The organism is Leptospira vanthielii serovar Holland str. Waz Holland = ATCC 700522 (assembly GCF_000332455.1).
GTDB classification, from domain to species: Bacteria; Spirochaetota; Leptospiria; order Leptospirales; family Leptospiraceae; genus Leptospira_A; species Leptospira_A vanthielii.
Map to the genome: position 1 here is coordinate 89,271 of NZ_AOGY02000062.1, position 12,761 is coordinate 102,031.

At 39.0% G+C, this 12,761-nt stretch carries 13 protein-coding genes; 5 read left to right on the forward strand and 8 right to left on the reverse strand.

Annotation, left to right across the window (positions count from 1 at the left end; all coding sequences use genetic code 11):
- Positions 1-20: 20 nt before the first annotated feature.
- Together lpdA and LEP1GSC199_RS14255 are read right to left on the reverse strand one after the other, a co-directional pair.
- On the reverse strand, positions 21-1,448 hold the full coding sequence (lpdA, locus tag LEP1GSC199_RS14250; RefSeq protein WP_002986322.1) for a dihydrolipoyl dehydrogenase: 1,428 nt from the start codon (positions 1,446-1,448) through the stop codon (positions 21-23).
- Between the two features lie 43 nt (positions 1,449-1,491).
- Entirely contained in the window at positions 1,492-2,232 is a 741-nt protein-coding gene (locus tag LEP1GSC199_RS14255; RefSeq protein ID WP_002986579.1) for a class I SAM-dependent DNA methyltransferase, read from the reverse strand.
- Positions 2,233-2,309: 77 nt separating this feature from the next.
- Here LEP1GSC199_RS14255 and LEP1GSC199_RS14260 point away from each other — a divergent pair, with 77 nt between their 5' ends.
- Genes LEP1GSC199_RS14260 through LEP1GSC199_RS14275 form a run of 4 tightly spaced genes read left to right on the forward strand, consistent with a single transcriptional unit; the run spans position 2,310 to position 6,526 of the window.
- A complete protein-coding gene (locus LEP1GSC199_RS14260; protein ID WP_002986562.1) occupies positions 2,310-3,440 on the forward strand; it encodes a hypothetical protein in 1,131 nt (376 codons plus the stop codon).
- On the forward strand, positions 3,441-3,956 hold the full coding sequence (locus tag LEP1GSC199_RS14265) for a chemotaxis protein CheX (protein ID WP_002986392.1): 516 nt from the start codon (positions 3,441-3,443) through the stop codon (positions 3,954-3,956).
- 6 nt (positions 3,957-3,962) lie between these two features.
- Positions 3,963-5,000, forward strand: coding sequence for an alpha/beta hydrolase (locus LEP1GSC199_RS14270; protein WP_002986571.1), 1,038 nt, complete (start codon positions 3,963-3,965; stop codon positions 4,998-5,000).
- A 44-nt stretch (positions 5,001-5,044) separates the two neighbouring features.
- Positions 5,045-6,526, forward strand: coding sequence for a DUF342 domain-containing protein (locus LEP1GSC199_RS14275; protein WP_039926954.1), 1,482 nt, complete (start codon positions 5,045-5,047; stop codon positions 6,524-6,526).
- An 11-nt stretch (positions 6,527-6,537) separates the two neighbouring features.
- On the opposite strand, the gene msrA is transcribed toward LEP1GSC199_RS14275, so the two are convergent.
- Positions 6,538-7,047 carry a peptide-methionine (S)-S-oxide reductase MsrA gene (gene msrA, locus LEP1GSC199_RS14280; protein ID WP_002986572.1) on the reverse strand — a complete coding sequence of 170 codons (510 nt, stop codon included), beginning with the start codon at positions 7,045-7,047 and terminating at the stop codon, positions 6,538-6,540.
- On the reverse strand, positions 7,044-8,117 hold the full coding sequence (mtnA, locus tag LEP1GSC199_RS14285; RefSeq protein WP_002986449.1) for an S-methyl-5-thioribose-1-phosphate isomerase: 1,074 nt from the start codon (positions 8,115-8,117) through the stop codon (positions 7,044-7,046). Before mtnA ends, msrA begins: the two co-directional genes overlap by 4 nt.
- Before the next feature lie 120 nt (positions 8,118-8,237).
- Between mtnA and LEP1GSC199_RS14290 the strand changes: the two genes are divergently transcribed.
- Positions 8,238-8,504, forward strand: coding sequence for a sigma-54 down-regulated protein (locus LEP1GSC199_RS14290; protein ID WP_002986236.1), 267 nt, complete (start codon positions 8,238-8,240; stop codon positions 8,502-8,504).
- A gap of 37 nt (positions 8,505-8,541) precedes the next feature.
- On the opposite strand, the gene LEP1GSC199_RS14295 is transcribed toward LEP1GSC199_RS14290, so the two are convergent.
- The 4 genes from LEP1GSC199_RS14295 to LEP1GSC199_RS14310 are packed head-to-tail and all read right to left on the reverse strand — an operon-like array spanning position 8,542 to position 12,744.
- Positions 8,542-9,252, reverse strand: coding sequence for a hypothetical protein (locus tag LEP1GSC199_RS14295; RefSeq protein ID WP_002986396.1), 711 nt, complete (start codon positions 9,250-9,252; stop codon positions 8,542-8,544).
- Positions 9,249-11,066: a CHAT domain-containing protein gene (locus LEP1GSC199_RS14300; RefSeq protein ID WP_002986610.1), complete on the reverse strand. Its 1,818-nt coding sequence runs from the start codon at positions 11,064-11,066 to the stop codon at positions 9,249-9,251. Before LEP1GSC199_RS14300 ends, LEP1GSC199_RS14295 begins: the two co-directional genes overlap by 4 nt.
- A gap of 12 nt (positions 11,067-11,078) precedes the next feature.
- The gene (locus LEP1GSC199_RS14305) at positions 11,079-11,789 is read right to left on the reverse strand and encodes a hypothetical protein (protein ID WP_002986280.1); all 711 of its coding nucleotides are present in this window, start codon (positions 11,787-11,789) and stop codon (positions 11,079-11,081) included.
- Positions 11,790-11,826: 37 nt separating this feature from the next.
- Entirely contained in the window at positions 11,827-12,744 is a 918-nt protein-coding gene (locus LEP1GSC199_RS14310) for a sigma-70 family RNA polymerase sigma factor (RefSeq protein ID WP_002986423.1), read from the reverse strand.
- Between the last annotated feature and the right edge of the window lie 17 nt (positions 12,745-12,761).

A 12,761-nucleotide genomic window follows, 5' to 3' on the forward strand; every position in this document is an offset into this window, starting at 1 on the left:
TGTTATTCCCACATAACTCCCTAAATATTAATCGCCTCACCTAACACTGCCGCCGCACTTTCCATAATCCCTTCTGAAAGAGTAGGATGGGCATGGATGGTATTTGCAAGCTCTTTGACAGTGATTTCCATATTGGCACCAAGCGTCAGCTCAGCGATGAGTTCTGTTGCCCCACTTCCAATGATATGGGCTCCTAAAATCTCTCCGTGTTTTTTATCAGAAATAATTTTAATCATTCCAGTGGTATCACCTTGGGCCTGAGCTCTGCCACTGGCCGTAAATGGAAATTTTCCAACAGATATTTCGTATCCTAGCGCTTTTGCTTTTTCTTCCGTAAGACCCACACTGGCCACTTCAGGATGGCAATAGGTACATCCTGGAATGTAAGAATAGTTCAACTTGGAAATTTGTAAATGGTGTGGGTTTCCCAATCGAAAAGAAATATCTTCTGCAGCACGAATTCCTTCGGCACTGGCCACATGGGCAAGAGCAGGTGTGGGAATACAATCCCCAATCGCATAAATATGATCTATTGTACTTCGATAGTTGCCAACATAGTCCACAAAGCCATTTTTTAATTTGATTCCAATTTCATCCAGACCGATGGAACTAGTATTCGCTGAAATTCCCACCCCAACAATCACCTTATCAAAGTTTAGTTTTTCTTTTTTTGCCGAATTCCGATCTTGTAAAGTGAGCTCCACTCCTTTGTCAGAAACCACGGCCGTTTCCACCCCGTGACTTAAATACTGTTCAATCCCTCGTTTTTTAAAACTTCGTTCTAACACACCAGAGATTTCGCCATCTTCATTGGGAAGAAGATGGTCTTGGAATTCAATGATGGAAACTTTAGAACCCATACTGGTATAAAAATCGGCAAACTCTACACCGATCGCACCAGCACCAATAATAGCAAGATTCGGGATCACCTTTGGTTCTATCATTGCATCTCTCGCAGATAACACACGTTTCCCGTCAAATGGCAAAAAAGGTAAGGCTTTGTTTTTGGCACCGACAGCCAAAATAAAAAAATCAGCAGTATATGTGACTGGTTCCCCGGAACTAGATTTTACTTGGATGGTCTTGGAATTTTGAAAACTGGCCTCTCCATTTACGACGGTGATTTTGTTTTTCTTCATCAGAAACTCAACACCTTTGGCCATTTGGTCTGCAACAGAGCGAGAGCGTTTGATCACAGCATCGAAGTCGGCTTTGATATTATCACAAGAAAGTCCAAAACTGGCAGCATGTTTTAAATGTTCGAGTACATGTGCACTTTCTAACAATGCTTTGGTGGGAATACAACCCCAGTTCAAACATACACCCCCAAGTTTTTCACGTTCAACGACACATGTTTGCAAACCTAATTGTGCGGCACGGATGGCTGCGACATAACCGCCTGGCCCTCCTCCAATAACGATGACTTGGAAATGGTTTGGATTGGACATACGTTCTCCCGTTAGATTGGGATACCGTACGAAAAAAAGAAAGTCAAGACCTCTTTTTGGCTACGATAAGCATCCTTGCGCCCGTTTTTATATATTTTTCGCCATCATAGTTGCTATATACATGAAGGACATCAAACTTATTATCGTCTAAGAAATTCTGCACTTGCGGGAAATGAAATACACGCATTGTGTGTTTGTCTTTTAAATCCTTTTGATTCAAATTATAAACATAATTTACTTCTACAATCGCTACATCGTCTGCTCTTGTTAAACGAAATCCGCGATTCCTTCGAATGGACGTATCACCCTGTCTCACATTACTCACAGTCGTAATTGGTTTTCGTTTGATTCTGTGGATTGGGTCCGCGTTCCAAATTTCCAAAATCAAAAGGCCGGCCTGTTTTAAATTTTTGTGACAATTCCGCAGGAAATTCTGCACCAAGTCATCGTTGATTAGATAATTAAAAGTTCCATACAAACAAATCACAGCGTCTACTGGTTGTTTTGCGACATAAACTTCCATTTTTCCAAGCTCAAACTGGCAATGAGGAAATCTAACTTTGGCTATTTCCAACATTCGGGGAGATCCATCGACTCCAAGTGGTTTGAAGCCCATAGCCTGCAATTCCTTGATATGTTCCCCGGTCCCGCATCCAATGTCCAACACGGTGTGTATTTTATGTCGCTTAAACGTATCCCGAAGGAAGAGGATTTCTTCCGAAAACTTGCGGCTTGCTTCTTCGATGGTAAAATAGTATTCGGCCAATTCGGAATAGAGTTTCATTTGCCCCTAGCGGAAAGGGAAAATCAGTTCAGCGAATCCCCATTTTACCCGTTATATTGAGTAACGGCTAAGTCATTATGAAACGATATACAATTCCCACAATTTTTTTCATCATCGGAGTCATCCTTCAGTATACATTTTATTTTTCCTGGGTGAGTTTTACTCTTCTCTCCGTTTCCTGTTTGTTACTCGCTTTGTTTTTATATAGTTTGGACTTTCAAAAGCCGGAGTCCCAGAATGAAACGAATCACAATTTAAATAACGAAGGTTTATTAGATAAAAATCCACGTACAGATGTAGTCTTCGATACAGAAACATCTTTGCCAACAGTTCCATCCAATGCGGAACCTAAACCAAAAGATATCCTTTGGAAAAAAGATCCCATCTTACTTGCCAGAGAGCAGATCCATTCCGAAGGAAGATCTTTGTTTTGCGAAACTGTAAAAGAATTCCCTTTTCCTTTTTTAACAGAGAAACTTACTTCCATCCAATATGTTTATTATGATGGAAAAGCATTTAAGGAATGTTATTGGCAAAAGGCCGGAATGATGGTGGAAACCGATGACAATCCAGTAGAATGGGATGAATATGAAGAAGGAAGAATAAAAGAATTACTCCCTGCCATCGCCATCGACAAACGAAAGTTATACATTCCGCTTACAATGAATGCACATTTATTTGGATTTTTATGTTTTTCTACCAAAGAGGTTTGGAGTGAATCCGAAATTCAATCTTTCTGGGAGAAATCTACCATCATCTCAGAAAAAATTATGCAAAAAAGAGAATATGCGAAAGTAACAAAACACCCCATTTCCAAACTCTTCAACGTCTCTCACTTTTATCAAATGGCAAAATCAGCATTTGAATCCAAAGAAAAAGTGACTCTCATTCTATTCAAATTCATTGATACCAACTTCCAATCAGAAATTGCCATAGGACTCAATCTACTTGGAAAACAAAATGCGGTCATTGGTTTAGGTTTGTATCAGTTAGAAGAAAACTTGTATTCCGCTATCATTTCGAATGATAAACTCGATATTTTTTCAGAATTTTTCAAACAGTTCATTGAGGAATTGGATAACCTCGGTTATCCTTCTGAAGTAGCACTTGGTTTTTCAAATCAATCCGTTCCTGGGATCAAATTCGATATTTGGATCAAAGCTGCCTATAAATCTTTGGAAGAGAGTATTCTCTACCACGCAGCATAAATGGATCCTTTAATTGATGAAAAATTTATCCTAACTGTTTCGCAAGTTTTACCGGAACACTTTCAAAAGTCCCTACTTGTTTATGCGGAAAGGGAAGCTTATGGTCCTTCAAAAAATGAAGGACTTTGTTTTGAAAATTGTACACTTGTCGAATTTGTTGGTGATATCAATGGAAAAGTATATCTTGCCTTAGACGGTTATACAAAACTTAAACTCCTTCCGAAAATTGCAAAAGCCTTTCAAATTGATCCTACCTCACGTTCTCATTCTGCATCCATTATGATGGAATTTGCAAACCAGATCGCAGGTAAATTAATTACAGAGATGAGACTGGGACGTTACGAAATTGATATTTTGCCACCAGAAAATTTAAACCATAAACTGGTTCCTATATCTTTAGAACATTTTCGCCAATACATTCTTATCTTCAATCTCAAAGATAGAAGAGGAGAAGATTATATGGGTAGACTCTATTTGATTTTATTGTTGGAAAAATTTCCCACTCCCAAAAACTAATTCCCAATGAAACCTTATGTTTTGGCAATCCCACTTATTTTGGGTTATGCAGGGCTTAAACAAAAAAAATCTTTAGAACGTAAGGAACTCCGAATGCCAGACACTGGGAGGCGAGTGTTTCATTTTTATCCTACTGGAAAAAATCCAGAATCTTTACCTGGAGTTTATATCCAACATGGAATGAGTGCCATGGGGATTGACGACCCACGGATATTGGAACTTGCAGAAAATATTGCAAACTCCGATCACAGTGTCATCCTCCCCGAACTTCCCGAAGTTAGAGGACTTCGGATTGAAGAAAAAACCATATCCAACATCCAAGATTTGATGATGGAAATTCATTCCACAAAACATCTGTTTAATGGCAGTGATTTAGGATATTTATCAGCCAGTTTTTCTGGCGGAATGGGACTTATTGCCGCTTCCAAATCCCATACAAGAAACAAAATTAAATCTTCCATGGCCATCGGTGCTTATTGTAATTTTTTAGATACAGTTCCCTTTGTATTTTCTAACTATGATATCGATCCGTACGCAGTGTACGTCATTCTTTTCAACTTCCTTCATCGATTTGAGCCGGAACTTACCGAAGAATTAGAACCAGTCTACTTTGAAGCGGCCTTAGACAACGGACTCAAACGGATTGGAAACGATGCCCGTGCAGAAAGATTACTTTCAAAAACTTCGGTTCGGGCAAAGGAATTTTTTTTCCAAGTGGGAACTGACGAGAATTTAAGAACAGAAATAGCGAACCGCGTTCTAGAAACGGTTCCGCAAAACCTTCCTGAAAATCTTTCCCCATTTTACCAATTGGAAACTCTCGATGGCCCTGTGGCCCTACTGCATGGAAAAACAGACTCCGTGATCTCGCCGGAGGAATCGGAGAAACTGGCCCTCCTCTTCCAAAAAAAAGAAATTTCCTATGTCCACCGCACATCCACCGCCCTCACACACGGGGATAGCCTCCCTCTCCATTCCCAAATTTTTGGAGTTCCAGCCCTCCTCCAAACCTTCGGAAGTTTTCTATATTGGCTCCGCCGATAGAAATTCTCGTTTCTCCTAAGAAACCTGCCGATACTTTTAACAGAATGGACGTTAAAAATGCACCGGACTTCAATCCGGAACGGGGACTGAAAATCCAAATCTCCGAGGATCGACTTACAGCAACTTTGGTGGCAAAACCGATTTGGTTGTTAGGTGGTTCTATGAGCAATATTTTAATCTATGAAGCTCTAGATAATGCAAGCATCCATCGGGATCGGATTTTGATGAAAGAGGTAGATAAAGCTGCCATCGAAATCGATAAAATACTAAAAGATCCCACAAAAGTAAGAGATGATTTTAATTTTATAGTGGCTCAAGGAAATCCCGCCAAACAAGGGGAAAGTGGTTGGATTAAATTTTATTTCCCTAGAGCACAACGTGTTGTTCTAAAAGACGACGGATCAGCAGATTATAGAAACATAAATAAATACGTTCATGTAAAAGAAGGCGAAAGACTCGCTACACTTTTTGAAGGAATTGCCGGTGAACAAGGTATTGATGTTTTGGGAAATCCCATTTACCCCAATCCGATCGACAGGCCAAGACTTACTTTAGGTAAAAACATCCTTCCCAAAACAGTAGAGGATCCAGAAAAACCAGGACGACAACTCAAAGAATACTTTGCCTCCCTCAGTGGTGTTGTTTTTTCAACAGACACTTCTCTCACTGTATCTCCAGAATTAAATATTGAAAGTAACATTGGCCTTGGAACGGGAAACATCAACTTTGAAGGAACCATTCGAGTCAAAGGAACCATTGAAGAAGGAGCCATTGTCAATTGCCAAGGTTCCCTTTATTTAGATGGTAATGTGGAATCTTCCGATGTGATTGTGGGTGAAGACTTAGAAGTCAAAGGTGGAGTCAAAGCCAAAGGAAAAGGTGTCATTCGCATCAAAGGGGACCTTCGTGCCAAATTCATTGAAAATGGAAATCTTGAAATTGATGGCGATTGTATTGTAGAAAATTTTATTCTAGGAAGTAGAATTCTTTGTTTAGGAAATGTAATTCTTACTGGTGAATCTTCCTCCATCATTGGATCAGATATAGTTTCCTACCAAGGAATTACAGTATCTTCTCTTGGTTCTACCGCACAAATGGATACTGTTGTAGAAGTAGGATTTCATTTTAGAAATGATAGACTCCTAACAGAAGGTAGTTCTCGACTTGCCGAGTTTGAACGTGAGCTAGAAGCACTGGTTCCAGAAATTCAAAAAATCAAAGAAGTGGTACAAAGATCTCGCGGCAAATTAGATGATGCGAGAAAAGAAAAGTTCAAAGAAATCTTTGATGCTTACCAGAAAAAAAGTAAAACTGTTGAATTACTCAAATCTAAAATAGAAGAACTAAAGGGAGCTCGTTACAACCAAGACAATGTTAAGGTTGTTGTACGAAATACAGCTCACCCAGGTGCCGTGATTAAATATAGAAGACAAGTGGAAAAAATCACCAAAGCCCAAACTGCTTTTGTAATGAACTTCTTTCCTAACCAAGATAAAGCAATGTTAACTGCTTTTAAAGGGAAATAACCTTACAACGATTATAACTTAAGTCCCATTTTTTTTAGTTTGGGAAAAATCACATAGTGACAGTACGGATTTTGTGGGTTGAGAGTGAAGTAGTTTTGGTGGTAATCTTCCGCTGGATAAAACTCAGGTGCCGGTGAAATTTCTGTCACGATTGGATCAGGAAAAAGATAGGCATGTTTTCTTTTGGATTCCACAGCTAAATCTTTTTGTTTTTCATTCAGATAAAAGATAACAGAACGATACTGTGTTCCCACATCATTCCCTTGTCTATTGAGTGTAGTGGGATCATGAGAAACCCAAAAGATTTCTAAAATTTTTGAGAACGTGATGACCTCGGGATCAAATTCAATTTCGATGACCTCAGCATGACCAGTTGTTCCTGTGCAAATTTCTTTGTATGTTGGATGAGGATTGGATCCACCTGCGTATCCAGACCTTACGGATAGAACTCCAGGAATCCGAAGATAAACAGCTTCCGTACACCAAAAACACCCACCACCTAAAATTGTTTTTTCCGTCATACATTCTTTAGACGAAGAGAAATCTCCTCTGGTACAAAACATCCAAATTCTGTGATAAAGTTTTTGATTAAGTGAGCTTTTGTTACATCAAAAGACGGATTGAGTGCTCTTGCTCCCACAGGGGAAGTTTTTCCCTCGGGAAATAAAAAATTTCCATCCCCTCCTTTTAAAAAATCAAACTGCGTCACTTCTGATTCTTTACGCATCTCAATAGGGATTTCTTCTCCTGTTTTTAAATTCAAATCAAAACTATCTTTTGTAGCGCAGACATAAAAAGGTACATCATGTTCTTTGGCAACGATCCCTAAATTATACGTACCAATTTTATTAGCAGTATCTCCATTAGCAGCGACCCTGTCACAACCAACCAGAACAGCATCAATCTTACGATGATTCATAAGCCATCCAGACATTCCATCGGTGATGATATAACATTCGATTCCTTCTTCCATCATTTCGAATGCAGTGAGTCGAGAACCTTGAAGAAAGGGCCTTGTTTCATCGGCGTAAACCACAACCTTTTTCCCGGCATCTCGCAAACTTCGAATCACACCTAAAGCTGTTCCGTGTCCGGCAGTCGCAAGTGCCCCCGTATTACAGTGAGTGATGATATGAAATTCCTTTTGGTCTTTGGGAAACAAAGAAACCCCATTTTCCCCCAAAGCCTTGTTTGCTGCTAGATCTTCTGTCATCATTTCCTGGCCATAGGTTTCCCAAATCCTTGAGATTGTTTCCCAATCGGTAATTCCTTGGATTCGGTTTTTTGCCTCACGAATGGCATAACTTAAATTGACCGCAGTGGGTCGAGACTCAAGTACAGAAGTAAGTAATGTTTCAATATCTTTGGAATTAGCTACACCTGACAAAGATTTGGCGCCTAAAGTAAGACCAAAAACACCAGTAATAGCAATGGCAGGCGCTCCCCTAACAGCCATTTCACGGATTGCAACAATAGTATCTTCCGCAGTGGATAGTTTCAAAAATTCCTTTTTTCCTGGCAGAATGCGTTGGTCGAGAAGTTCTAAATATGTGGATTTCCACTGGATGGGCAAAAATTCCGGATGAGGCATCTATCCATTTTTTTGGTGCGATGCAGGAAAAAAATACAAAAACGAGTTGACGAATCCCTGTGCACCGCACAAAAAGGAATGGTGCGTTGCACAAAATAAAACCGAAAAGGAAAAATGAAAATGGAACAACAAGTAAAAGACGGATTAAACTTCATCCTAGGCGCAGTAAACACAGCAAAAGTAGAAGCAGAAAAAGCGTTTTCTGAAATTAACACTGGATTCCAAAGTTTAGCTGCGAAAGGTGCTCAAGACCAAAGCGAAGTTTCTGTAAACCTCAGAAAATACCTTCAAGAAGGAATTTCTCAAGTAGAAACAATCATTGGAAAAGCAAACACTGTTGTAGCTGAAACAAAAGCAAAAGTAGCAACTGCTACATCTAAAGCTTAATTAATTTTTTTTCTAATCAAAGCCCGGATACGTACCTCTATCCGGGATTTTTTTTAGTAATTCCTTCTCGCCAATTTTTCCAATACTCATCCAACTCTTTGGTAAAATAAACTTCCAAAGCATTTAAATCAGGAAAACTCTCATAATTGATTTCAAAAGAAGTGAAATTTTTTTCCGCTGAGGTAAGTAACCTAGTTCGAAACAAATCCATCAACTCCAACCGAAATTCTTGAAACATACGATCCATACTAATGTTTATATATTGGAAATATTTTTCAATGGCACAAACAAATATATGGTCTGCCGATAATAATGAATACTCAATAGAGTCCTTTGCCATTTCCACAAAGAGAGATTCCCATAAATTGGCCAAAACACTTTCTTTGTTTTTACAATCATAGGCCTGGCATATAGAAGCCCCATAAAAGGAAAAGTTTTGGCTTTTAGGATCTCCTGTAAAAATTGGATGGATCATACAACCTATCCGTTGTTTGGTTGGATCAACGTATCCCAAAAAGGGGCAATTATAAGTCATACCATCTTTTTTGGGAATATACGCTTCTTTGGTTTCTCTCTCCTTACGAAAAATAGGAAAACTATGGCGCACTTCAAAATTGACTGTTGTTTGGAACTCGGAAGTTCGTTCCAACAATAGTGTTTTGAATTCTTTTGGTTGTAGTTTTAAATTAAATAAACCGCAACAGGCACCGCAAGATACGTTACCAACATCAGGATGGCATAAACTCAACTCTGCTTGGCTCCTAATACAAATGGAGTGAGGCCGTTAAATACAAGTTCCAAATCACCAGTTTCTTTTCTTTCTTTAAAGTAAGTTGGAAAAGGAATCACGATTTTGCGACTTTCATGAACCAAAACTAAATTTCCTTTTTGATTAGAAAGTTGTTCTTGTAATTTGTCTTTGGATCCTGGAGAGGATGGATATAAATAAGCAGGTTTAATACCTTTGAAATAAAAGTGCGGATTGTGATTTTCAGAAACCAAAAGAATGCTGACTCTTTCCAATTCCGAAAATTCTAATAACATATTCTCTAAAAAAAACTGCAAAATGATTTGGTAAGATTCAATTTCTTCCTCTTTGATTTCATCTCGTTCCCAAGATTCCATCCATCCAACGATTTTGAAAATAGTCTCTTTTTGTTCGTGTAAAACTGGCAAAGCCATTTCCAAAATACTTGAAATCTTTAATTTTTGAAAATCCCAAACACATCCATATACAAGTTCCCACCATTTCCGAAGTGACACCGCATCATCCGGGTTATTCGGAATTGATTTGTTCATTGCGTGTGCCGCATGGTCACTAAAAACCATCATCCCAACCACTTGACTGATCGCTTCGAACAATCTGGCTAAACTAAGAAGATTGTTTTTATCGATAGATTTTGATTTACTAGTATTGATAAACTTGGAATAAGCGACCGCAATCGGAGTAGGATAAAATTCGAGAACTGTAGTAGGATTTAGAATTTTCGCAGAATGGAAAATTTTTCTTTCTTTTACGAATAAAGAAAAATCTGGATTTCCATACAATGCATAGTTTGCCCAGGTTAAATCATTGGCATGGTAGTTTCGCCTTGCAAATTCTTTGGACAAAAACAAAGACTCGCCTACAGATTTGTCGGAAAACAAAAAAGTATAGAACCGGACTGTAAAATCTATGGTTCTTTCATTGTCCAAAATTTCCCAGTTCGTACCGACAAAGGTTTTGATACCCGCAGTCAGAAAAGCTCCTGCGTATTGGTTCATAACATTTGTATTTAATTTTTTACCCGCAGATTTTGCAGACATACAAGAATTAGAAAATACTAAGTCGGTATCAATCCCTGTTGATTTGATTTCACGCGCCTTTAATACTTTTCCATCGGACAACAACCAACCGTTCTCCAAAGAATCATCCGAAAAATGAAGATGACCTGAATAATGGATGATATGTTTGTCTTTAATAAGAGAAAGTAACTTTAGTTTGGTGACTTGTTTGCCTCCAATAAACTCTAACTCTAAAAGATGGGTTGGAACCTTTTGGCTGAGAACAGAAAAAAGCACTTCCCCTTCTTTTTGTGCATGAGGTAAGTCCTCTGTGGGATCGGCAATGATGAGCATCTTGATCTTTCGATTCTCTTGGTGTGTGGGACGGTGTAATCCTCCACGGATAGTTTTTCCAATTCTAAATTTATCAGAAAGGAAACTGGTTCCATCATGGAGTAGTTCCCAAGGAACCAATGCGAGCGCAGGATCAATATTAAAATGTATGCTATGTTTAGTTGTGTTTTTTAATTTTTCAATGATAGAGAGGGGAAAAAACTGTTGGTAAAAAGTTTCCCCTAATACTTTTAAATCTTGAAGGATATCTGCATTGAGAATTTGGTTGGGATTGGAAAGAACTGACTGAGAAACGTGGACAAGTCTCTCCACTTCTCCCAAATATTCGAATATTAAATCATCGTCTAACGTGGATTGAATGTGAGATTCTTCAACAGGAAGATGATCCTCCAAAACATTGAAGATATTAACGTTACCAACTCTATCGATGATAAGGGAGAGCATGCTCCCACGAACCTATCCGACAAGGATAGACAAGTCAAACGATTTTGATTGGCCAGGACCCACAAACTCTATGGTGTAACTACCTGGGATTAACCCCGAAAAGCTAGCACTGCCTTCTAAACTGATTTTGCTTGAAAGAATGAACCTTCCTTCTCTACGAAGGTTCACTTGTTGGAAAGCCGGTGTTCCCTCTGCCTTTACAGATAGATATACCTCTCCCTGGTTTTCCTTTACAATTTGGTAGTAGAATTTTTGGTTTTCGCTAGTGGTTTCCTCAAAGATAACAGAATTGGCATCTCCCGAACGAACCTCTGCTGAGGCCGAACGCATCGAAGGAGCAAACTCAAAACTCTCACGAATTTGTAAGGATTCCACAAGACTATCGATCACGCGAATCCCCGACTGAGTTAGCCGAACGATGAGACTATCTTTCTTCTCAGGTAAGATTAAATTTTGGCGGGTGTATTCTTTTAAAAAATCAGGGAGTGGGAGTGGTGCTTTTGATAATGCAATTTCTGCCTTAGCCAGATCCAAGGACTCAGCAAAGGGGTTGTTTGCAACACTTTCACGACGCAAACTTGCAAAGAAGGCTTCTTCACAAAACCAGAATGCATCTTGTAAATTAGGATGATTTTGCAACTCATCCTCACTCGGAAACTCGCCTCGAATAAAATATTCTCTGGCCAGTTCCATCACCTCTACGTTAAAACCCTGATTTTCCATGTGGACCCCCCACCCTGTAAGAGTATGACGAAGGAAATCAGGCCTCTCCAGCGATAGAATGCATTTTTTTTTGCATTTTTTCGAGGACCCGAAGCAAAGTCACGCTGACACCACCTTCGGAAATCCCTAAGATTCTGGCAATCTCTCTGTAAGGGGTGCGGACGAGAAAATGTCCTTTTTGTTTTTTCTCGATCAGTTTTTTCCTTTGTTCGTACTTCTTCGCAAGAGCATGGTCTAGACGTTCTTTATAATATTGTGCTTCTACAGAATCACCCTGAGCTTTGGATTTTTTTTGTTCCTTCAAATCCAGAATATTCAAATACAAGGAAGTAATTTTATCTTCCATTTTTAGATTCTCTTCTTCGCGACCGGAAAGTTCCTCTCTGAGCTTCAAAACTTCAATACGAATGTCCTCTTCGGGACGGTTTGTTTTTTCTGCGATGAAACGAACTTCTTCTGGATCCAAGTGGAGGTAATAAACGAAGGACAATTTAAACACAACACGGTTCTCAATTTTGATTGTGGATAGTACTGAATGGAACTGATCCGTGACATCCACTGCCAAAGCCAAAGCCTCAGATCGTTTGTCTGGTTCGTCTTCGATGGTGCTGTATTCTTTCCCTTCTTTATTGACTTTGGAGATGGTTTGGGTTTTGACTTCTCGTTTGGTGCGTTGCCAATCGATCAGTAGATTTCTGAGTACCGAAAAAAACCAGGTTTTGAAACTTGATTTTCCTACAAAACTTTTGAAACGTTTCCCTGTTTTTAAACGTTCGAATGCATAGATATAATAATCTGAAGCATCGTCCTCACTTAAGTGAAAAACACGGATGGGAAAGTTGTAAATATCTTGCGAATAGATGTCAAAAAATGTCCGTAGAGACTTTTCATCTCCAGCACCACATGCTTTCACAATCTCTAGAATTTCTTCATTGGTATGAGAAGTCATTTTCATTATATACTTTCCTAAAA

What these genes read in the sequence shown, in the direction of transcription:
- LEP1GSC199_RS14255 (WP_002986579.1), bottom strand. Translation starts at nt 2,232, where the DNA reads ATGAAACTCTATTCCGAATTGGCCGAATACTATTTTACCATCGAAGAA.
- LEP1GSC199_RS14270 (WP_002986571.1), top strand. Translation starts at nt 3,963, where the DNA reads ATGAAACCTTATGTTTTGGCAATCCCACTTATTTTGGGTTATGCAGGG.
- LEP1GSC199_RS14300 (WP_002986610.1), bottom strand. Translation starts at nt 11,066, where the DNA reads ATGCTCTCCCTTATCATCGATAGAGTTGGTAACGTTAATATCTTCAAT.
- LEP1GSC199_RS14290 (WP_002986236.1), top strand. Translation starts at nt 8,238, where the DNA reads ATGGAACAACAAGTAAAAGACGGATTAAACTTCATCCTAGGCGCAGTA.
- LEP1GSC199_RS14275 (WP_039926954.1), top strand. Translation starts at nt 5,045, where the DNA reads ATGGACGTTAAAAATGCACCGGACTTCAATCCGGAACGGGGACTGAAA.
- mtnA (WP_002986449.1), bottom strand. Translation starts at nt 8,117, where the DNA reads ATGCCTCATCCGGAATTTTTGCCCATCCAGTGGAAATCCACATATTTA.
- LEP1GSC199_RS14305 (WP_002986280.1), bottom strand. Translation starts at nt 11,789, where the DNA reads ATGGAAAATCAGGGTTTTAACGTAGAGGTGATGGAACTGGCCAGAGAA.
- LEP1GSC199_RS14310 (WP_002986423.1), bottom strand. Translation starts at nt 12,744, where the DNA reads ATGAAAATGACTTCTCATACCAATGAAGAAATTCTAGAGATTGTGAAA.
- msrA (WP_002986572.1), bottom strand. Translation starts at nt 7,047, where the DNA reads ATGACGGAAAAAACAATTTTAGGTGGTGGGTGTTTTTGGTGTACGGAA.
- LEP1GSC199_RS14265 (WP_002986392.1), top strand. Translation starts at nt 3,441, where the DNA reads ATGGATCCTTTAATTGATGAAAAATTTATCCTAACTGTTTCGCAAGTT.
- lpdA (WP_002986322.1), bottom strand. Translation starts at nt 1,448, where the DNA reads ATGTCCAATCCAAACCATTTCCAAGTCATCGTTATTGGAGGAGGGCCA.
- LEP1GSC199_RS14260 (WP_002986562.1), top strand. Translation starts at nt 2,310, where the DNA reads ATGAAACGATATACAATTCCCACAATTTTTTTCATCATCGGAGTCATC.